The 18831-nt window shown below is 75.0% G+C and carries 17 protein-coding genes; 5 read left to right on the top strand and 12 right to left on the bottom strand.

The annotated features are described in order from the left end of the window. The first annotated feature begins 173 nt into the window (after window positions 1-173). A complete protein-coding gene (locus BKD26_RS30450; protein WP_084904897.1) occupies window positions 174-1157 on the top strand; it encodes a glycosyltransferase family 2 protein in 984 nt (327 codons plus the stop codon). Then, window positions 1154-1600, top strand: a complete 447-nt coding sequence (locus tag BKD26_RS30455) for a GtrA family protein (RefSeq protein ID WP_084904900.1) — start codon at window positions 1154-1156, stop codon at window positions 1598-1600. The genes BKD26_RS30450 and BKD26_RS30455 overlap by 4 nt, the downstream gene beginning before the upstream one ends. On the opposite strand, the gene BKD26_RS30460 is transcribed toward BKD26_RS30455, so the two are convergent. The 3 genes from BKD26_RS30460 to BKD26_RS30470 all read right to left on the bottom strand — a co-directional run bounded on the left by BKD26_RS30460 (window position 1575) and on the right by BKD26_RS30470 (window position 6743). Then, on the bottom strand, window positions 1575-3095 hold the full coding sequence (locus BKD26_RS30460) for a DUF6056 family protein (RefSeq protein ID WP_084904903.1): 1521 nt from the start codon (window positions 3093-3095) through the stop codon (window positions 1575-1577). The genes BKD26_RS30455 and BKD26_RS30460 overlap by 26 nt on opposite strands. Window positions 3096-3257: 162 nt before the next feature. Continuing rightward, the gene (locus tag BKD26_RS30465; protein ID WP_084904906.1) at window positions 3258-3989 is read right to left on the bottom strand and encodes a class I SAM-dependent methyltransferase; all 732 of its coding nucleotides are present in this window, start codon (window positions 3987-3989) and stop codon (window positions 3258-3260) included. 9 nt (window positions 3990-3998) lie between these two features. Continuing rightward, entirely contained in the window at window positions 3999-6743 is a 2745-nt protein-coding gene (locus BKD26_RS30470) for a SpoIIE family protein phosphatase (RefSeq protein ID WP_241518918.1), read from the bottom strand. Between the two features lie 227 nt (window positions 6744-6970). Between BKD26_RS30470 and BKD26_RS30475 the strand changes: the two genes are divergently transcribed. Further along, window positions 6971-7708, top strand: coding sequence for a carbonic anhydrase (locus tag BKD26_RS30475; protein WP_241518919.1), 738 nt, complete (start codon window positions 6971-6973; stop codon window positions 7706-7708). Window positions 7709-7714: 6 nt separating this feature from the next. Here BKD26_RS30475 and BKD26_RS30480 read toward each other — a convergent pair whose 3' ends face one another. Genes BKD26_RS30480 through BKD26_RS30495 form a run of 4 tightly spaced genes read right to left on the bottom strand, consistent with a single transcriptional unit; the run spans window position 7715 to window position 10781 of the window. Continuing rightward, window positions 7715-8341 carry an alpha-ketoglutarate-dependent dioxygenase AlkB gene (locus BKD26_RS30480; protein ID WP_084904915.1) on the bottom strand — a complete coding sequence of 209 codons (627 nt, stop codon included), beginning with the start codon at window positions 8339-8341 and terminating at the stop codon, window positions 7715-7717. Between the two features lie 33 nt (window positions 8342-8374). Beyond that, window positions 8375-9091 carry a polysaccharide deacetylase family protein gene (locus BKD26_RS30485; protein WP_084904918.1) on the bottom strand — a complete coding sequence of 239 codons (717 nt, stop codon included), beginning with the start codon at window positions 9089-9091 and terminating at the stop codon, window positions 8375-8377. Then, on the bottom strand, window positions 9085-9963 hold the full coding sequence (locus BKD26_RS30490) for a DMT family transporter (RefSeq protein ID WP_084904920.1): 879 nt from the start codon (window positions 9961-9963) through the stop codon (window positions 9085-9087). Before BKD26_RS30490 ends, BKD26_RS30485 begins: the two co-directional genes overlap by 7 nt. 5 nt (window positions 9964-9968) lie before the next feature. Beyond that, entirely contained in the window at window positions 9969-10781 is an 813-nt protein-coding gene (locus tag BKD26_RS30495; protein WP_084904923.1) for an SDR family NAD(P)-dependent oxidoreductase, read from the bottom strand. 184 nt (window positions 10782-10965) lie between these two features. Here BKD26_RS30495 and BKD26_RS30500 point away from each other — a divergent pair, with 184 nt between their 5' ends. Further along, on the top strand, window positions 10966-12249 hold the full coding sequence (locus BKD26_RS30500) for a glycosyltransferase (RefSeq protein WP_084904925.1): 1284 nt from the start codon (window positions 10966-10968) through the stop codon (window positions 12247-12249). A gap of 6 nt (window positions 12250-12255) precedes the next feature. On the opposite strand, the gene BKD26_RS30505 is transcribed toward BKD26_RS30500, so the two are convergent. Next, on the bottom strand, window positions 12256-13101 hold the full coding sequence (locus tag BKD26_RS30505; protein ID WP_084904928.1) for an arylamine N-acetyltransferase: 846 nt from the start codon (window positions 13099-13101) through the stop codon (window positions 12256-12258). A gap of 212 nt (window positions 13102-13313) precedes the next feature. On the opposite strand from BKD26_RS30505, the gene BKD26_RS30510 reads away from it, so the two are divergent. After that, window positions 13314-13607, top strand: a complete 294-nt coding sequence (locus tag BKD26_RS30510; protein WP_084904930.1) for a carbohydrate-binding module family 14 protein — start codon at window positions 13314-13316, stop codon at window positions 13605-13607. Window positions 13608-13680: 73 nt separating this feature from the next. Here BKD26_RS30510 and BKD26_RS30515 read toward each other — a convergent pair whose 3' ends face one another. The 4 genes from BKD26_RS30515 to BKD26_RS30525 all read right to left on the bottom strand — a co-directional run bounded on the left by BKD26_RS30515 (window position 13681) and on the right by BKD26_RS30525 (window position 18766). Then, window positions 13681-14841 (bottom strand): lanthionine synthetase LanC family protein, encoded by a 1161-nt coding sequence (locus BKD26_RS30515; protein ID WP_084904933.1) that lies wholly within the window; start codon window positions 14839-14841, stop codon window positions 13681-13683. Window positions 14842-14939: 98 nt separating this feature from the next. Continuing rightward, window positions 14940-15098 carry a hypothetical protein gene (locus BKD26_RS40610; protein ID WP_179166763.1) on the bottom strand — a complete coding sequence of 53 codons (159 nt, stop codon included), beginning with the start codon at window positions 15096-15098 and terminating at the stop codon, window positions 14940-14942. A 19-nt stretch (window positions 15099-15117) separates the two neighbouring features. Then, window positions 15118-17781 (bottom strand): lantibiotic dehydratase, encoded by a 2664-nt coding sequence (locus BKD26_RS30520; RefSeq protein ID WP_241518920.1) that lies wholly within the window; start codon window positions 17779-17781, stop codon window positions 15118-15120. 1 nt (window position 17782) lies between these two features. Beyond that, complete coding sequence (locus BKD26_RS30525) at window positions 17783-18766, bottom strand: thiopeptide-type bacteriocin biosynthesis protein (RefSeq protein WP_084904936.1); 984 nt, start codon at window positions 18764-18766, stop codon at window positions 17783-17785. Between the last annotated feature and the right edge of the window lie 65 nt (window positions 18767-18831).

Raw genomic sequence — 18831 nt, forward strand, 5'->3', positions numbered from 1 at the left:
GAGTGGACGGCGTGGGGCTGTGAACCTCCCGCCACCGCGCTCCACTGGCTGGACAGGGCGAACTCCGTTGCCCTGTGCAGGCAACCCCGGTGGCCCCATGGCCATCCTCCCTATGCGGCGGCCCCGAACTCCCGGCCGCCGTCCCGCACACCAGTGCATGGAGTGAGCAGCCCATGGTCCATATGTCGGTCGTCGTCCCGTGCTTCGACGAGAGCGAGGTGATCGACGCCTTTCACACCGCCCTGGTCGACGCCCTCGAACCGACCGCCGTGACCTTCGAGGTGTGTTACGTCGACGACGGCAGCGGCGACCGGACGGTGGACCGGCTGCGGGACCTCGCGGCGGCCGACGGGCGGGTGCGCTACACCTCCTTCAGCCGCAACTTCGGCAAGGAGTCCGCGCTGCTCGCCGGCATGCGCATGTCCCGGGGCGAGGTGGTCGTCCTCATGGACGCCGACCTCCAGCACCCTCCGGGCCTCCTCCCCCGCATGCTGGAGCTGCACCGGCACGGCTACGACCAGGTGATCGCCCAGCGCGACCGTACGGGCGAGGGCGCCGTACGCACCGCGCTCAGCCGCGCCTACTACCGCCTCGTCCGCCGCTTCATGGACGTCGAAGTCATCGACGGGGCGGGCGACTTCCGGCTCCTGTCGCGCCGCGCGGTCGACGCCCTGCTCTCCCTGCCCGAGAGCAACCGCTTCTCCAAGGGCCTGTTCTCCTGGATCGGGTTCGACACCGTCAGCTTCACCTACGAGAACGTCGAGCGCGCCGCCGGCCGGTCCAAGTGGGGCGGGCGCCGGCTGCTCAACTACGGCATCGACGGGCTGCTGTCGTTCAACAGCCGGCCGCTGCGCCTGGCCATCCACACCGGACTGTGGCTGTTCCTGTCCGCGCTCGTCTACGCCCTGTGGATCGTCGCCAACGCGGTCCTCAACGGCGTCGACACCCCCGGCTACGCGACCCTCATCACCGCCATCGTCGCGCTCAGCGGCATCCAGCTCGCCACACTCGGTGTCATCGGCGAGTACGTGGGCCGGATCTACCACGAGGCGAAGCGCCGCCCGCACTACGTGGTGCGGGAGACGGACCGGTCGGCGGCCGTCCGCCACGACGACATCCGCCTGGAGGCGGCGGGACGGGCCAGGCCGAAGTCGTGAGAGCGCCGGCCGTCCGCCAGTTCGTCACCTTCGCCGTCATCGGGCTGGTCAACACCGCCGTCTACTACGGCGTGTACGCCACGCTCAACATCTGGCTGCCCTACCTCGCCGCCCACGTCATCGGGTACGGGGTCAGCGTCGTGGGCTCGTTCCTGCTCAATTCGTACGTCACCGTCCGCACCCGCCCGACGTGGCGGGCGTTCGCCCGCTATCCCCTGTCGGGCGCGGCCAATGTCGTGGGCAGCGGGATCCTGCTCCATCTCGCCGTCAGCAGGCTGGGGATGGACGAGAACCTCGCGGCCATCGCCGCCGGTGTCGCCGTCACGCCGCTGTCGTTCCTGCTGGCCCGCTGGGCCATCACCTCCGGGGCGGCCGCGGCCCGTCGCTCGGGGCCGCGGCCGCCGCAGGAAGCTCAGGTCACGGAAGCCGGGTCCCGTGAGTGACCCTGTCCAGGTGGTAGTAGTCGGCGACGCACCGGGCCGGCCAGGGCCTGCGTCCGTTGTCGCCGAACGGCTCCAGCATCCTGCCGACCGACAGCGGCTTGTACGGGGCGACCTTGGCCCCGCTCGCCGCCTGCTCGCGCAGCCACTGGTCCTGACGGTCCCACTTCTGTGCCCGTACCTTCATGTCGTGGCCCAGGTGGTACAGGGGCGCGACGAGGCCGAGCACGGACACCGCGCACACGGCGGCGGCCAGTGCCGTCACGACGCCCGTCCTCCCGCCCCCGCGGAGGCGCAATGCGCGGCCCAGCAGGGCGCCGAGGCCGACGAGCAGCAGGACGTACACCAGCAGCCAGTCGTTCCAGGTCCGCTCGGTGCGCACCACCCGCTCGCCGAACGCGGGGTACGTGATGGCCGTGCACAGGTAGCCGCAGGCCAGGAAGGTGACCGCGCCGAGCGCCGCCAGCAGCAGCGGGCGGCACGGCATGAGCACCGGCCGGTGTCCCGTCCGGCGCCGCGCCAGCAGGCCCAGCAGCACGCCGGCGGCGACGGCCCCCACGTACTGCCAGGTCGTGAAGACGGTCTCCAGGATGCGGACGTAGGCGCGCAGCGAGCCGATCAGCGATTCCGGGGCGAGCACGGAGACGGTCTCGGCGTCGTACCGCTGCCGCCGGTTGCGCGAGCCGGGGGACGTCATCAGCACGAAGGTGCCGATGGCGACGCCCGCCATGCCGACGAGCGCCCAGCCGCGGACGTAGGAGCGGACGCGCTCGGTGAAGAGCAGCGGGGCGCACAGGACGGCGACGGCGAGCACCACCAGGGCGACGACCGACGCCTCCTCGGAGAGGGTGCCCATGAAGACGCCCGCCGCGAACACGACGGCCAGGGCGGCGATCCGGCCCCTCCGGGCGCGGGCCCGGAGCAGCGGGATCGCGGCCGCGCAGGCGAGCACCGGGGCGAGCGTGTGCGAGACGGAGGCGGCCGGCCAGTAGAAGGTCTTGTACGTGTTGGGCGTGGCGAAGAGGAACACCGCCGTGATCATCGACGCGATGAGCAGCGGCACCCCGCGCGGCACGCGCTGTCCGGCGGCACGCAGCGCGTGCACGGTCACGGCCCACAGCAGCACCAGCATCAGGACGCCGCTGATCACGGCGTACCACTGGTGCCCGGCGACCGGGAACTCGGCGTACAGCCCGACGAGGAGCCCGTTGGCGATCCGTCCGTTGTCGGTGACGTAGAACTTGCCGACCAGGCCCCAGATGCCCTGGTCGCGTACGACGGGCAGGAAGCACCATTCGTCGGCGCTGGGGCGGACGTACCGGCCGAGGTAGGAGGCGGCCGCGAGCAGGCCGAGCGGCAGCAGGGCGAGGCCCGCCGTCCACGCGGTCGTACGTGTCGTCCGTGACCCGCGCGGGTCACCGCCGCCCTTCTCGCGCCCGGGCCCGGGGCGCTTCCCCGGGTCCGGTGGGACGGTGACACTCGATGCGCCGACGGCCATGTCTTCTTCACTGCCTCTCGGGAAACCACTGGTACGACACCGAAGAGGTGAATCCGGCCGGTGCCGTTGTCCGCGCGCCGTACCGGATTCGGCGAATCGCGGACCGGTCTCCCACTCGACCGGCAGTTCAGGTTCCCCGCAACCGGCCGTCGCCCAGGTGGCTCAGGTGCGCAGCGCGGTCACCACGCGGCAGTAGGGCGATCCGTCGGGCCGCCGGCCGAACTCCTCCAGCGGGGACAGCTCCACCGTGAACCCGGTGCGGGTCAGCTCCGCGACGACGTCGGTGAGCCGGAGGGTGCGGTAGTACATGATGAAGCGCGGTCGCCACAGCAGGTTGCGCAGCCGCATCGCCGCGTCGAACGCCCACAGCTCCCAGTAGGGCAGGGAGCCGACCGGGGGCGGGGCGGGGATGGGGAAGACGAACCGGCCGCCGGGCCGCAGGGCCCGGTGCACCCCGGCGAACAGGCGGGGCCGCTCCTCGGGGAGGAAGTGCCCGAACGCCCCGAAGCTCACGGCCAGGTCGAAGGCGGAGCGGAACGGCAGGGCGCGGGCGTCGGCGCGTACCCAGTGGACGTCGGGGGTACCGCCGTTCGCGTCCGCGTGGGTGGCGCGGGCCTGGTCGAGCATGCCGGCGCTGAAGTCGACGCCCGTCACACGCTCCTGGCACAGCTCGCGCAGCACGCCCACCCCGGCTCCGGTACCGCAGCACACGTCGAGGCCGGCGCGGAACGGTCCGAGCGGGCGGAGGGCGTCGGCGACCGCACCCAGCACGCTGTCGGAGGTGCGGTAGGGGGTGTGGTCGAACTTGGGGGCCAGCAGGTCGTACCCGGTCTGTGTGGACGAGAGGGCCTGGGCGGCGAGTTCGCGGAGGGTCGGGCCGTGCGGGGTGAACATGGGCGCCTTTCAGATCAGGCCGGCGTTGAAGACGTCGAGCGGCAGGGTGCCGGTGCCTTCGCCGGAGGACGAGCCGGCGCCGGGGAGCGGGAGTTCGGCCCAGATGACCTTGCCGTGGGCGGTGTAACGGGTTCCCCAGCGTTCGGCCAGCTGGGCAACGAGGAAGAGGCCGCGGCCGCCCTCGTCGGTGGTGGCGGCGTACCGCAGGTGGGGAGAGGTGCTGTTGTGGTCGGCCACCTCGCAGGTCAGGCCGCGGTCGTACAGCAGGCGTACGCGGACGGGGGCGGCGCCGTAGCGGATGGCGTTGGTGATGAGCTCGCTGAGGATCAGCTCGGCGGCGAAGGACAGGTCGTCCAGGCCCCACTCGGTGAGCTTGCGTACGGCGGCCGAGCGTATGCCGCCTACGGCGCCGGGGTGGAACGGCACGTCCCAGTCGGCGACGCGGTCGCCGGCGAGCGCGCGGGTGCGGGCGACGAGGAGGGCCACGTCGTCCTTGGGGTGGGCGGGCAGGAGCTCGTCGAGGACCAGTTGGCAGCGGTCCTCGGGGGTGGCGGCGGGGCGGCCCAGGGCCTTGCGGAGCAGTTCGATGCCGACGTCGATGTCGCGGGTGCGGTCCTCGATCAGCCCGTCGGTGTAGAAGACGATCTGGCTGCCCTCGGCCAGCTCCAGTTCGGCGGTCTCGAAGGGTATGCCGCCGAGGCCGAGCGGCGGTCCGGCCGGCAGGTCGGGGAACTCGACGTCGCCGTCGGGGTGGATCAGCGCGGGCAGCGGGTGTCCCGCGCGGGCCATGGAGCAGCGCCGGGAGACGGGGTCGTACACCGCGTACAGGCAGGTCGCCCCGGTCATCCCGGCGGCGCCCGTGTCGTCCTCGTCCTCGTCCTGGTCGATGCGGCCGACGAGGTCGTCGAGGCGGCCGAGGAGTTCGTCGGGGGGCAGGTCGAGGGTGGAGAAGTTGTGTACGGCGGTACGCAGCCGGCCCATGGTGGCGGCGGCGTGCAGGCCGTGCCCGACGACGTCGCCGACGACGAGGGCGACCCGGCTGCCGGGCAGGGGGATCACGTCGAACCAGTCGCCGCCGACGCCCGACTGGGCGGGCAGGTAGCGGTGGGCCACCTCCAGGGCGCTCTGCTCGGGCAGGGCGCGGGGCAGCAGGCTGCGCTGGAGGGTGACGGCCATGGCGTGTTCGCGGGTGTAGCGGCGGGCGTTGTCGATGCAGACGGCGGCGCGGGCGACGAGCTCCTCGGCGAGGGCGAGGTCCTCCTCCTCGAAGGGTTCGGGCTTCTCGGAGCGCCAGAAGTTGGCGACGCCGAGGACGACGCCCCGGGCCTTGAGGGGGACGGCGATCAGGGAGTGGATGCCGTACTGGACGATCCGGGCCGCCCGCTCCGGGTCCTGGGCCTGCCAGCCGGGGGCCTTGGACAGGTCGGGCACCAGTTCCGCGCGGCCGCTGCCGTAGCCGCGTGCCTGGGGCGTGGAGGGGACGAAGCCGATCATCTTGCCGCGCGGGTAGAGGGGGTGGTCGTCGCGGATGCCGGCGACGGCGGTGCGGCGCATGTCGGCGGCCGTGCCGGAGGGCTCCTCGCCGCGCAGGACGGGGTCGGCGAGGTCGACGGTGACGAAGTCGGCGAAGCGCTGGACGGTGACCTCGGCGAGTTCCTCTGCGGTGCGGACGACGTCGAGGGTGGTGCCGATGCCGACGCCGGCGTCGTACAGCAGGTTGAGCCGTCTGCGGGCGCCCTCGGCGCGGCCGGTGAGGGAGCGCAGCTCGGTGGTGTCGCGGATGGTGGCGACGGTGCCGGCGGGGCCGCCGTGCCGGTCGGTGTGGCGCTGGTTGACGGCGAGCAGCCGGTCGCCGGCCGGGACGACCTCGTCGGTGGCGACGCGGCCGGAGCACAGCAGTTCGGCCATGCCGCGGTCGAGTCCCGGCAGGTCCTTGACGGTGCGGCCCTCGGCGTCGGGCGGCAGCTGGAGCAGCCGTTCGGCCTCGTCGTTGGCGAGCAGGAGCCTGCCGTCGCCGCCGACGATGACGACGCCCTCGCGTACGGAGTGCAGGACGGCGTCGTGGTGTTCGTACACCCGGGTCATCTCGGCGGGGCCGAGCCCGTGGGTCTGGCGGCGCAGCCGGCGGGCCACCAGGGCCGATCCCGCGGTGGCCACGGCGAGGCCGGCGGCGGCGGTGGCGAGGATGACCGGCAGCTGCCGGTTGACGACACCGGTGACGTTCCTGACCTCCAGTCCGGCGGAGACCAGGCCGATGATCTTCCCGTCGGAGCCCCGTACGGGCACGATGGCCTGCACCTCCTCGCCGAGCGGGCCGTCGACGCTCTCGGTGTGGACGCGGCCGGCCAGGGACGGTTCGATGGTGCCGACGAACCGTCCGCCGATCCGCTCGGGCTGGGGGTGGGTGTAGCGGATGCCGCGGGTGTCCATCACGACGATGAAGTCGACCCCGGCCCTCTCGCGGGCCGTTTCGGTGAGCGGCTGGAGCACGCTCGACGGGTCGGGATGGGTCTTCAGTACGCTCTCCAGGCCCGGGGAGTGGGCGAAGGATTCGGCGACGGCGATGGAGCGGTTGCGGGCTTCCCTGTCGCTGTCGCCTCGCGACTGGAGGAGCAGGGCCAGGACCGCGCCGAGCACCAGCAGCACGACGAGCGCCACCTGCAGGACGAAGACCTGTCCCGCGACGCTCCGTGGGCGCCTGTCGGCCAGTGACCGAACCGAGGCACCACGGAATCGGTCGAAGAAGTGGACCACGTTCCCCTTTCTAACACCGCACGCCCCATGGCGACCATGAGTGACCGCCGGTCGCCGGACGACCACGGGCCGCGTGCGGGCGGCGGGCGGGCGCTCGCGCCCCTGGGCGGGCCCTTGGCCGGGGGAATGCATCGTTCGCCCACAGCGCGTCCATACGTCGGCCAAGGGCGGGCCAACAGAGGTCAAACTCGAACACCCGGCGAGCAGTCGGACGTATGTTTCGCGACGTGACATGGCATCCAGGTGATGTACCGGCGGCCCTCCCCCTTCCCTCCCCGCGCGGCCGCCGTGCCCTGCTGCGTGCGGCGCTCGGCGGCACCGCCGCCCTCGGGTTCGCCCCCACGCCGGCCGTCGCGGCACCGCGCCCAGGCGCGGCGCGCCCCGGCACCCCGGTGGAGGCGTGGCGCGAACTGGTCCACGGCAACAAGCGCTGGCGCGCGCGGCACCAGGCGCATCCGCACGAGGGCGCGGAGGACCGGACGGCGGCCGTCGCCGGGCAGCATCCCTTCGCCCTGATCCTGGGCTGCGTCGATTCCCGTGTCCCGCCGGAGCTGATATTCGACCAGGGCCTGGGCGACCTGATGACGGTCCGCTCGGCGGGCGAGGTGCTGGACGAAGCGGTCCTCGGCAGCATCGCGTACGGGGTCCTGGAGCTGGGCATACCGCTCGTCGTGGTGCTGGGGCACCAGTCGTGCGGGGCCGTGGCGGCGGCGGTGAAGGCGGACGAGACCGGTGAGGAACCGCCCGCCCACATCGACTACATCGCCGAGGCGATCCGGCCCGCCATCGACCGGAGCACGGCGGGGGCGGCGCGGATCGACGCGACGATCACCGCGAACGTACGCCACGTACGTGCCCTGCTGGCCGCCGAACCGGATCTCGCCGCCCGGGTGGAGGCGCGCCGGCTGGCGATCGTGGGGGCGCGGTACGAGCTGGGCAGCCAGCTCATGCACCACGTCCACTAGGACCGCTCAGCCCACGCCCCGGGGACGGAACTGGATGCTGATCCGGGAGCCGGCGCCCTTGGCGGTCTTGGGGATGGCGTGCTCCCAGGTGCGCTGGCACGAGCCGCCCATCACGATCAGGTCGCCGTGCCCGAGCGGTACCCGCTTCGACGGGCCTCCGCCTCGGGGGCGCAGCGCCAGGTCTCGGGGCTCGCCGACCGACAGGATCGCGACCATGGTGTCCTCGCGCGAACCGCGCCCGATCCGGTCACCGTGCCAGGCGACGCTGTCCCGGCCGTCCCGGTAGTAGCAGAGCCCCGCCGTGGTGAACGGCTCGCCCAGTTCGGCGGCGTAGTACGCGGACAGGGCGGCGCGCGCCTCGTCGAGGACCGGGTGCGGCAGGGTGTCCCCTTCGCCGTAGAAGGCCAGGAGACGGGGTACGGCGACCTCGTGGTCGTACATCCGGCGCCGCTCGGCCCGCCAGGGCACGCCCTCGGCCAGCTCCTCGAACAGGGCGTCGGCTCCGTGCAGCCAGCCGGGGAGCAGGTCGATCCACGCGCCGTCGCCGAGTACGGTCCGCCGGACGCCGGTCAGCGGTCCGAGACGGATCTCGTCGGTCTGGTCGAAGAGCGAGCCCTGCACGTGCACTGACATGGATCCAGCGTACGAGCAAATCGAATGTATGATCTATTCGATCACTTCATGGTCCCTGAGCGGCCCGACCTCCAGGCCGCGTGACCGGCACTCCGCGACGAGCCCCGGCAGCGCGCCCAGCGCGGCCCGCCACGCCCCGGGGGCGCTCACCACGTCGGAGTCGTGGAGCAGCACCGTCCCGCCGCCGCGCAGTGTCCTGGTCACCTCGGCGTGCACGCTCCGCGCCGTCGCCTCGGCCGTCCAGTCCCGCCCCCACGCCGACCAGAGCACCGTGCGCAGCCCGGCGGCGCGGGCGGCGGACCACCGACCGCCGGTGAGGATGCCGTACGCCGGGCGGTACCACAGCGGCCGCCGTCCGGCCGCGTCGGCGACCAGGTCCGCCGTCCGCGCCAGGTCCCGGGCGTCCCGCAGCGGACGGGGGCACCAGGGCCGGTCGTGCCGCCAGCCGTGGACGGCCAGTTCATGGCCCTCCGCCGCGATCAGCCGGCCCAGGGCGGGTCGGCGTGCCAGCCGGCTGCCCAGCACGAAGAACGTGGCCCGTACGGACAGGGCGTCCAGGGCGCGCAGGAACTCGGGCGTGCTGTCGGGGTCCGGGCCGTCGTCGAACGTCAGCGCCACGTGCGACGGGTCGCCGCGCCCGTCGAGCCCCGGCCACAGCACGGCGCGCACGCCCGGCAGCCAGGTCGCGGCGGGCCCGATGTGCCAGGCGGCGACGGCACCCAGGGCGGCCGCCGGAAGGGCGTTCACCATCGTTCCTCCGGGCGCTCCGGGTCGTCCGTGACGAGCGGGGACCTGGCCAGCTGGACGCAGCCGGCCACCAGGACCGCGAGCGCCAGCGCCTCGAACACCACCCGCCAGCCCAAGTGGACCCGTTCCGCGAACAGCGTCACGCCCAGCACCACGCTCAGCAGGGCGTCCCCCAGGGTGAGGGCGGGCTGCGACGCCACCAGGCTGCCGGCCCGCAGCGTCACCTGGAGCAGCACGAAGCTCGCGAGCCCGACGCCCACCGCGGCGTACGGCTGCCATGTCGTGAGCACCGCGCCCACGCCGTCCGGGAGCCGCCCCAGCGCGTCCTTGAGCAGCGCCGCCGTGCACGCGAACCCGGTCGCGGTCGCCGTGCCCAGCACCGCGGCGCGCGGCGCCGGCGACAGGCGCAGCGCGACCACGCCCAGGACGGCCACGAAGGCGCCCGCGCCCAGGGCCGTCCACACCCAGTCCGCCACGGGCACCGTGGACCGGCCGCCCGTCGGGTCGGCCATCGCCAGGAACACGGCCAGGCCCAGGGCCATGGCGGCGAACGCCCACTTGGTGCGGGTGTCCGGGCGGCGCCGGAACACCACGCCGCCGACCACCAGCGTGAACATCAGTTCCGTACTCATCACCGGCTGCACCACGGACAGCGGCCCGGTGGCCAGGGCCAGCGCCTGGAGGATGCCCGACACCGCCAGCAGCGCCGCGCCCCACACCCACACCCGCCGGTGCACCAGTCCCGCCATCCACGAGCCGCGCCTCGCCGAGGCCGGGGTGGGGCCGGTGGCGGCGGCGCCCTGCCGCTGGAGCACGGACGCCCCGGCGTTGCCGAGGGCGGCCAGCAGCGCCAGGCAAATCGACAGCGCCAGCACCGGACTCAGCCGAACCGCTTGGCCATGGCGCGGAAGAAGCCCGGCACCGCACCGTGCATCCGGGCGGGCATCGCGAGCCAGCCCGGTACGAACACGTCGTCCCGGCCCCGTACGACCGCGCGCCACACCACCTCGGCCACCCGTTCGGCCGGCACCGGGCGCGGATGGTCACGGTGGTACGGGACGCCCCGGGTGGTGAAGAACGGCGTGTCCACCGCCCCCGGCAGCACGACGGTCACGCCCACGCGGGTACCGGCCAGCTCATAACGCAGGCTGTCGGCGAAGGCCAGCAGGCCGCCCTTGGTGGTGGCGTAGACCGCCTCGTTGGCCACCCCGACACGCCCGGCCATGGAACCGATCATCACCAGGTGCCCCACGCCCCGCTCCGCCATCGGCGGCAGCAGCAGCCGCACCAGGTGCACGACCGAGGTGAGGTTGACCGCGATCAGCCGGTCGACGGCGTCGGCGGGCATCCGGGGGAACGGCCCCGCCCAGCCGATGCCGGCCGCCGCCACCAGGACGTCGACCCGGCCCTCGCGCTCCAGCGCCTCGGCGGCCAGCCGCTCCACCCCCGCCCGCTCGGCCAGGTCCGCCCGCAGCGCGCCGCCGCCCGTCCGCCGCGCCACCGCCGCGAGCCGCTCCTCGTCGCGCCCGCCGAGCAGCAGCCGGCAACGGCCGTCGGCGGCGAACCGGTCGGCGACCGCCTCGCCGATCCCGGAGGACGCGCCCGTGACGAGCACGACCGGCCGCGCGACGGGTTCGCCGCCGACAGGCCGTCCCCTTCCTGGTGTGGCCTCTCGACGGGGCGTAAGGGGCATGGCGGATCCTCCGGACTGTCGTCGACCGTGCTCTTCCAGCGTCCCGGTTTCGCGCCGGTTCGCCTCTCCGTACCCGCCCATCACTCCCGCTGAATCCACCCGAACAGTCCGATTCGGCCGCTTCGGGGCCGCGCCACTGGGCCGGACGGACCACGATGGAACGGCACGGAACGGAGGGCGCCACATGGGGCGGCGATGCCTGGTCCTCAGCGCGAGCATGGGCGCGGGCCACGACACGGTGGCCCGCGAACTGGCACGCCGACTGCGCGCGGACGGCCACGAGGTCCTCGTACGGGACGTGCTGACGCTGCTGCCGCCCGGCACGGGACCGGCGATGCGCGGCTTCTACCGGTTCGTGGTGCGGCGCCTGCCCCCGGTGTACGCGGCGATCTACGCGCTGTTCCTGGCGCCCCGGCCCCGTGCCCACCGGGGGCTGGACGTCTCGCCGATGGCCGCGCTGGCCGAGCGGCGGCTGGGCGCGCTCGTGGCGCGGTGGCGGCCGGACGTGATCGTCTCCACGTTCCACCTGGCGGGCCAGATCACCGGCCGGATGCGCGGCCGGGGCGTGCTGCGGGTGCCGTGCGCGGTGTTCGTCACCGACTTCGCCGTGCACCGCGCCTGGCTGGACCCGGGCAACGACCTGTACCTGTGCGTCACCGAGACCGCCGCCCGGGCGGCCCGGGAGGGCACGGGGCGGACGGCCATCGCCACGGGGCCGGTCGTGCCGCCGGAGTTCCACGAAGCGGGGGCGGGGCACCGGGCGCCGGCGGCCGCACCGCGGGAAGCCGGGCCGCGGGAAGCCGGAGCGCGGGAAGCCGGAGCGCGGGAAGCCGGAGCGCGGGAAGCCAGGCCACGGGAAGCCAGGCCACGGGAAGCCGGGCAGCCGGACGGGAGCGGCCCGCGGGGCACGAGCACGGCCGGGCGGCAGGAGCTGGGCGCCGGCGGGGCGGGGGACGCGGACGCGGACGGCCGGCCGGTGGTGGTGTTGTCCGGTGGGGCGTGGGGCGTGGGGCCCGGGTTGTTGCGGACCGCCGGGGCGCTCGCCCGGCACGGCTTCCGTCCGGTGCTGCTGTGCGGGCGCGACGAGCGGCTGCGCCGGCGCGCCTCCCGGCTGCCGGGCGTCCGGGCGCTCGGCTGGACGGACGACATGCCGGGGCTGATGGCGTCGGCGCGGGTCCTGGTCGACAACGCGGCGGGCCAGACGGCGGTGCAGGCCCTCGCCGCCGGGCTCCCGGTCGTCGGTCACCGGCCCATCGCCGGGCACGGCGCCGTGGGGGTGCGGGAGATGGCGTCGGAGGGCCTGACCATGTACGCCGCCGATCTCCCCGGACTGCTGGCGGCGGTCGGCGAACTGGCCCGGCCCGGCCCCGCCCGGGAGGAGCGCGTGGCGGCCGGCTCGGCGGCGTTCCGGGCCGACGCCGCGCGTCTGGTCGTGCACCTCGCGGAGGCCGCCCACGCCACCGGCTGAATACGGCTACGGCGTCGCCCGCGCGGCCAGCCACTCCTCGTGGGCGCGCGTCACCCGCTCCCACAGGGCGGTCCGGTCGTCGGCGTCGAGGCCGTCCAGGTTCCGGCCGAAGACGTCCGCGAGCGCGGCGTACCACTCCCCCGCCGTGTCCAGCGGCCGCTCGGTGCGCCCGGCCGTGTCGATGCGGGTGAGGACGCGGCCCCGCAGCAGGTCCAGGCCCTTGGCGTCGCGGCGCAGGGCGGCGAAGGTCGTCAGGAACGGCGAGTCCGGCGCGGTGGACAGCCGCAGGTGCTCGTCGGCGAGGTCCGCCATGGTGACGGGCCGGGCGGCGAACTCCATGACCGGGAAGGCGCTCTGCGGGCCGTTGTGGAGCGTCCAGCCGCCCGGCTCGGTGACCGACGGTTCCATGCGGTACGTGAACGGGCCCTGCTGGTACGTGCCCGGGCGCAGCGGCAGCGGTTCGTGCGGCCCGTCGCCGAGCCCGGTGTCGACGAACCAGGCCTCTCCGTCGACGCGGACGGTCAGCGCCAGGTGGTTGCCGTTGGCGCCGCGCCCCTCGGGGTCGTGGTGGACGCCCCCGACATGGCGGGTGACGTCGTAGCCGAGGGCCTCGAGCAGGGCGGCGAAGCCGCCGTTCAGGTGGAAGCAGTAGCCGCCCTGCCCGGCGGCGAACCGGCGTACGGACAGCTCCGGTTCGATGCCGGGCGGCCTGCCGAGCTGGATGTCGATGTTCTCGTACGGAACACGTTCCAGATGCGCCCGCTGCAGCGCGCTCAGCGCCTCGGCGGAGGGCGCCCCGGGGTCGGTGACGCCCAGGCGGCCCAGGTAACCCTCAAAACTCTTTACACTCATGGCCGTTCACCCTAGTGCTGTGACCGGAAAGGTTCACCGGGTCGGGGCGTTGCGGCGCCTCGCGGAGCTGTCGGACCAGGCAAGCACGTCGAGGACGGGACGCGGCCCTCCGCCGGGTGCCGTAACCAGCCGAAAAGGTGCTGGCGTCCCCGTTTCCTCTCGCCTTTGCTGTGCGTTGATCAGCACACAGTCCGACGAACTAGGGGAACACGGTGAAGAAGTCCAGCATGGTGGTGACGGTCGCGGGCCTGATCCTGGCCACTGTGGCGGCACCGCAGGCAGTGGCGGACGACGGGGAGCCCGGGCACCAGTACGTCACCGAGCCGTGCCCGGGTGACCAGCAGTACTACCCCGGCGAGGACCCCTCCCGGTTCTGGGGTTGCTCCGACGGGACCGCCTACCGGTTTGACTGCCCCGCGGGCTTGCACTGGGACGTACGACTGAATACGTGCAACTGGCCGGACGTGGCGGGTCGAGTGGAAGGCGACCACGTCCCCCTCGCCTAATGCTGTAGACGGAAAGGTTTGCCAGACGCCGGGACCCGGTGAACCTTTCCGGTCACAGCACTGGCGAGAGCGCTCAGCGCAGGCCGAGGCAGGGCAGCCAGTCGCGCGGGGCGCCACGGGCGGTGAGGAGGGCGCTCAGCGCGCCCGGGGCGCCGGTCAGCAGCCCGGGCGGCCACGGCGTACCGAGCGCGTCGGGGAGCCGGGCCCGCAGGTGGGCGGTGAGACGGGCGCTCAGGGCGGCCGCGGCGGGCAGGCGGGCGTGGCGGTCGAAGGCGTTGGCCACGGCCAGTACGCCCGCCGCCCCGTGGCACAGCCCGAGGAGGTCGGCCGGGCCGTCGCCGAACAGGTGGAACCCCTCGTCGTACCGCTCGGCGAGCGTGTCGAACGCCGTGAGCGCCCAGTCGGCCGCCTCCCGGTCGGCCAGCGCGTCGGCCGCGTCCCACAGCGCCCAGGCGACGCCCGGGGTCCCGTAGCACCACGCCTGGCGGGGGTGCGCGCCCTGGGGCGGCGGGCCGTCGAGCCCCGCACCGGGCCAGGTGCGGATGGTGCGGGAGTCGTCGTAGGACTGGCGGACCAGCCAGCGCGTGGCGCGGCGCAGCGCGGTCGCGGCCCCCGGGTCGCCGGTGCGGCGAAGGGCGGCGGTCAGCGCGGTGACGACTCCGGCGGCACCGTGGCCCATGCCGGTGTTGACGCGACCGTGCACCCAGGACAGGTGCGGGTGCTGTTCATACTGACCGGTGCGGAGGCGGGGCAGGCCGTCGTGGTCGCACAGCGCCGCCAAGTGGCTGGCGGGTCCCTGGAGTTCGGTCGCCTTCGGGTCCGCTCCGGCGCACAGGGCCAGCAGAATGCCGGCGGGTCCGGTGATGAGGTCGTAGTCGGGGAAGGCGACGTCCGTGGTCCGCCAGGCCGTGGCGACGGTCTCGCCGGTCAGGTGGTCGCGCAGCCGGTCGGCCGCCCGGTGCAGCACCGGATGGAGCCGGGCGCCCAGCCGCAGTCCGACGAGCGTGCCGGCCAGACCACCGTCGTACAGGCCGGGGTGGCCGGGTCCGCGCCCCGCCGTCCTGGCCCAGCCGGCGACCGCGCGGGCCGCCGTGGCGGTGGCCTCCGGGCCGCCGGTCGCGGCCACGAGGCGGGCGAGGACGGGGATGCCGGGGTCGGCGGCGGGCGGGGTGTGACGGGGGTCCGTGGCCCACGTGTCCAGGTACGTGAGGGAGAGGTCGACGACCGGGTCCATCGGGCTCCTCGTGCGGCGGGGCCGGGGGTGGGCGGAGCCGCCCGGGCCTGCCGGGCGGCTCCTGGGTGAGGCGGACGCGCCGCTCGGGCGCGCCCGCGTCAGGCACAGACGACCACGGTCGCGCAGACGACGATGGTGCACAGGCCGCTGCAGCCGGCCGTCGTGGGGTGGGCCTCGGGCAGGTCGGTGTCGGTGATGCGCTCGTCGAGGTCGTCGATGAGGGCGTCGAGGTCGGTGAGTTCGATGGTTCCGGGCATAATGGGTTCCCTTCTCGCACTAGTGGGCGATGGCCGCCCCGAGGTTCCGTCCGCCGGCTGCGGGCGGACCGTCGGGGACGTCTTGGGGGGCGCCGCGCCGCAAGGCGTCGGCGGCGGCCTCGGCGAGCTGCTCGATGGCGCGGACGCCGGTGTCGTACGGAAGTCTCAGCAGCACCTGGGCGGCGACGGCCGCGCCGCCGTGGAGCGGGTCGCGCAGCGGCAGGTCGCCGGGGGCGGGGAGCATCTCCTCGACGAGCAGTTCGGTGCCGGGCTGTTGGGCGCACAGCCGGTCGACGACCTGGAGGGCGGTCAGCGCGTCGAGGTCCACGGGGACGGGTTTCGCTCCGGCGGCCGTACGGAGGAAGGCGTGGCGGGGCAGTCCGTGCGCGTGCCGCAGGAGCGCGAGGGCGCGGACCTTGTGCAGGGCGTCGTCGCCGGGCTGCCACAGCCGGGCGCGGTCCAGGCGCCAGGTGGCCGGGGCGAGGACCAGCTCCCCGGCCGCGGTCAGCCGGGGCAGCCGGGTGTGTGCGGGCAGGGCGCCGTCCAGGCCGTCCAGGCGGAGGAGGTACGCGCCGGCGGGGTGACCGGCGGCGAGCAGTACCCGTAGCAGCTGGTCGTAGGGCGGGGCGGGGGTGCGCGTGGCGTGGTGGACGGGGATGACGCGGTGGCCGTCGGCCTCGGCGACGATCCGCCCGCCGCCGCGGGGGTCGCGGCGCACGGTGATCCGGTCCAGCGGGAGGTAGCACGCGCCTGTGCCGGAGGGGCCGTAGTACGGGGTCGGGTCGGGGTCGCCGGTCCACCAGCCGGTGGTCACCGGGCGGCGTACGGCGTTGGCGGCGCGCTCGCCGAGCGGCGGGACGAGCAGTTCGACGAACCGTACGCCGGTGTGCCGTTCGACGGCGGCGAGGAAGGCGCGGTGGGCGTCGGCGTTGCCGTGGCCGCCGTACAGGGCGCGCAGGCCGTCGGCGAACCGGGCGTCGAGCACGCCGGCGGCGGATGCGGTCTCCAGCACGGCGACGGGGCCGGAGCCCTCACCGGGCAGCGGGCGCAGCAGGCAGTCCAGGGGCCAGGGCGGCAGGGCGTCGTCGGCCGGCGGGGCGCCGAGGGCGTCCAGGAGCGCGTCGTCCACGTCGGCCGGCCCGGGCCCGGTGTGGGCGGCGAGGTGGGCCAGCAGCCGGGCGTAGCCGGAGCCGGGGGCGGTGGTCGCCGGCCAGCCCCCGTACCGGCGCAGCACCGCCGTCGTGGGAGGTGGGCCGCCGGTGGCGGTGGGGAGCAGGGCGGCGAGGATCTCGCTGACGGGGCGCGGCTGTTCGGTGATCGCGGCGAGCTCGGGCGCCTCGTGTGCGGTGGTGGTGCCGGCGTCGCGCAGGGCGGCGATCCGGGCCGCGACGCGCAGCCCGCGCCGTACCCGCCCGGCGGCCGCGGCGGGCATCGGGGCGGCCGGGGCGCGGTACGAGTCGAGGAACCAGCCGGCCGGGTCGCCGTCCGTGGGGGCGAGCGGCCGCGGCAGGGTGCCGTGCGCCGTGACCTCCTCGGGCGGTGTCCAGGCGCTGTGGCGGAGCCGGGGCGCCGTACAGACCTGGAGGACGCCCATGGTGTGCAGGTGCTGGAGGAAGCCGCGCAGGACGGCCGGGGCGGGGGCGTTGGTGCCGCCGTTGACGGTGCCCGCGCCCGCCGCCGCGCCCAGCAGGGTCTTCTCCAGCTCGCCCAGCGGGCACGGTCCGTCGGCGAGCAGGCTCAGTACGGTGTCCAGGGCGCGGGTGCGGCGCAGGACGACGTGGCGCAGCCTGCCGGGTTCGCGCGGGTCGACGGCATAGGCGCGCACGGAGGACGGCTCCGTGAAGTGCAGGGGCGCGGGCGCCAGCAGGGTGCCGGCGTCGGCGGTGCGCAGGTCGGGCGGTCCGGGTGGCCGGGAGCGGACGAGGTGGACGTTCTCGGTTCCGGTGGCGGCGAGGGCGCCGAGCGTGGTGCCGGGGGCGATCAGCAGGGTGCCGGGCGCCCGCGTACGGACCGGGGCGGTGGCGAGCTGGCCGGCCCAGCCCCTGGGGGTGGTCTTGGCCGCCGCGCGGCCCAGAACGCGCCAGATGTACGCGGCGCGCTTGCGCAGCCGCTTGCCTCCCCAGGACTCGCCGGCCGCCAGGCGCCGTTCGACGTCCCCGAGGAGACCGGGGGCCGCGCTGTCCAGGAGGTCCCGCAGGACGGGGTGGGCGCGGGCCAGGTCCCAGGCCCGTTCGGCCGCCCGTTCCTGGCCGTCGGCCACCGCCCGTTCCAGCTCCGCCCGTTCGGTGTGGGCCTGCTCGGCCTCGTACGCCAGCGCCCGGGCCTCGCCGGTCACCTCGGCCGCGACGGCGTGCCGTGGGAGGCGGTCAAGGAGGTCGAGGTCCGCGGCGCCCGGGGCGTTGCCGGCGTGCAGGCGCCTGCGCAGTGCCAGTACGGCCCCGCGGTCGGTGTCGGCCAGGTCCGGGTGGGGCACGACGCTCTCACCGAGCCGCTCGGCCAGGTCCCGGGCGCGGGCGGCCCGCTGTTCAGCGGCGCGGGCGTGGCGCGCGACCCGGTCGAACAGGGCGGGGTCGGCCGCGGAGGTCCAGGCCGCGCACGGCATGCCCGCGATCCGCAGCAGTGCCGTCGCGCCCGCGGCCTCGTCCGCGCCCTTGTCCCCGCGCGGGATCCGGTTCTCCCCCACGTCAGCAGGCCCTTTCGTCGCGGTCGCGGTCGCCGTGGCCGTCGGACGCGAGCGCCTCGGTCAGCAGGCTCTGCCGGGCCGGGGAGAACCGGCCCCGGTTCCAGTGGAAGATGGCGTAGTGGGCGGCGGCCCGCCGCGGGCCGACGAGCGCGTCGCCCGCCTCGAAGTAGTCGGTGCGCCAGCGGGACGCGGCCCGCCGGACGGCCTCCTGGTGGTCGCGCACACCGGTGCGCCAGGCCTCCGGGAGGGCGTCGAGCTGCTCCTCGAAGGGCAGGTTCCAGTACGCGCGGATACCGGCGGCCGCGCGCTGCCGGGACGCGTCGTGCAGGCCGTCGACGAGACGGCGCCCGGTCTCCTCCCGTACGACCTGCCAGACGCCACGGTGCTCCCAGCCCACGACGCCCAGGCCGTCCAGGACCGCGCGCAGCAGCGTGAGCGACACGCGCCAGTCCGCGGGAGCCTCCTTGCCGCGTGCGGCGTGGTGGTCCAGCCACGCCAGCGAGTCGGCCGTGAACAGGGCGTGCACCAGGGGCATGGCGCGCGGGCCGCCGAACAGGTAGGTCTCCGGCTCGTACACGCCCTCCGTGGGGCTCGTCCATGCGCCGTCCTGGCGGTCGAAGCGGCGGAGGAGTTCGGCGCGCAGGGCGGCCACGCCCGCCGGCCGGGGGGCGTGGAACCGGATGCGCAGACCGGGCGGCTTGTGCATGAAGAAGAAGTCGTCGGCCCAGCCGCAGCCGGTGAGTTCCTGGGCGGTCTCGGCGAGCCGCCGGTACAGGTCGGGCCAGGCGTCCGGCCACGGTGCCAGGCCGAGCTGGACCCAGCCGGTCTCGGGCAGGTCGTCGCGCAGCGCCCGCAGCCCGGCGGCCAGGAAGGTGCGGCGGGCCTCGGCGTACGCGGCGCCCTCCGCGGCGAGCGGCAGGGTGCCGAGGGATGCGGCACGCGCGTCCTGAAGGCAGTCGGCCAGCAGTCGCTCGACGTCCACCATGCGGCCTCCTCCGGGGGTGTCACTTCCTCCCAGTGGATGTCCGGGCCGCCGTCGTCCGAAAGCAC

It is taken from the genome of Streptomyces sp. CB03238 (genome assembly GCF_002099185.1).
Classification (GTDB): domain Bacteria; phylum Actinomycetota; class Actinomycetes; order Streptomycetales; family Streptomycetaceae; genus Streptomyces.

Excerpts from the sequence above, each read along its gene's own strand:
- BKD26_RS30505 (WP_084904928.1), bottom strand. The coding sequence starts at position 13,101 with ATGAGTGTAAAGAGTTTTGAGGGTTACCTGGGCCGCCTGGGCGTCACC.
- BKD26_RS30465 (WP_084904906.1), bottom strand. The coding sequence starts at position 3,989 with ATGTTCACCCCGCACGGCCCGACCCTCCGCGAACTCGCCGCCCAGGCC.
- BKD26_RS30515 (WP_084904933.1), bottom strand. The coding sequence starts at position 14,841 with ATGGACCCGGTCGTCGACCTCTCCCTCACGTACCTGGACACGTGGGCC.
- BKD26_RS40610 (WP_179166763.1), bottom strand. The coding sequence starts at position 15,098 with ATGCCCGGAACCATCGAACTCACCGACCTCGACGCCCTCATCGACGAC.
- BKD26_RS30525 (WP_084904936.1), bottom strand. The coding sequence starts at position 18,766 with ATGGTGGACGTCGAGCGACTGCTGGCCGACTGCCTTCAGGACGCGCGT.
- BKD26_RS30485 (WP_084904918.1), bottom strand. The coding sequence starts at position 9,091 with ATGGTGAACGCCCTTCCGGCGGCCGCCCTGGGTGCCGTCGCCGCCTGG.
- BKD26_RS30450 (WP_084904897.1), top strand. The coding sequence starts at position 174 with ATGGTCCATATGTCGGTCGTCGTCCCGTGCTTCGACGAGAGCGAGGTG.
- BKD26_RS30460 (WP_084904903.1), bottom strand. The coding sequence starts at position 3,095 with ATGGCCGTCGGCGCATCGAGTGTCACCGTCCCACCGGACCCGGGGAAG.
- BKD26_RS30480 (WP_084904915.1), bottom strand. The coding sequence starts at position 8,341 with ATGTCAGTGCACGTGCAGGGCTCGCTCTTCGACCAGACCGACGAGATC.
- BKD26_RS30495 (WP_084904923.1), bottom strand. The coding sequence starts at position 10,781 with ATGCCCCTTACGCCCCGTCGAGAGGCCACACCAGGAAGGGGACGGCCT.
- BKD26_RS30500 (WP_084904925.1), top strand. The coding sequence starts at position 10,966 with ATGGGGCGGCGATGCCTGGTCCTCAGCGCGAGCATGGGCGCGGGCCAC.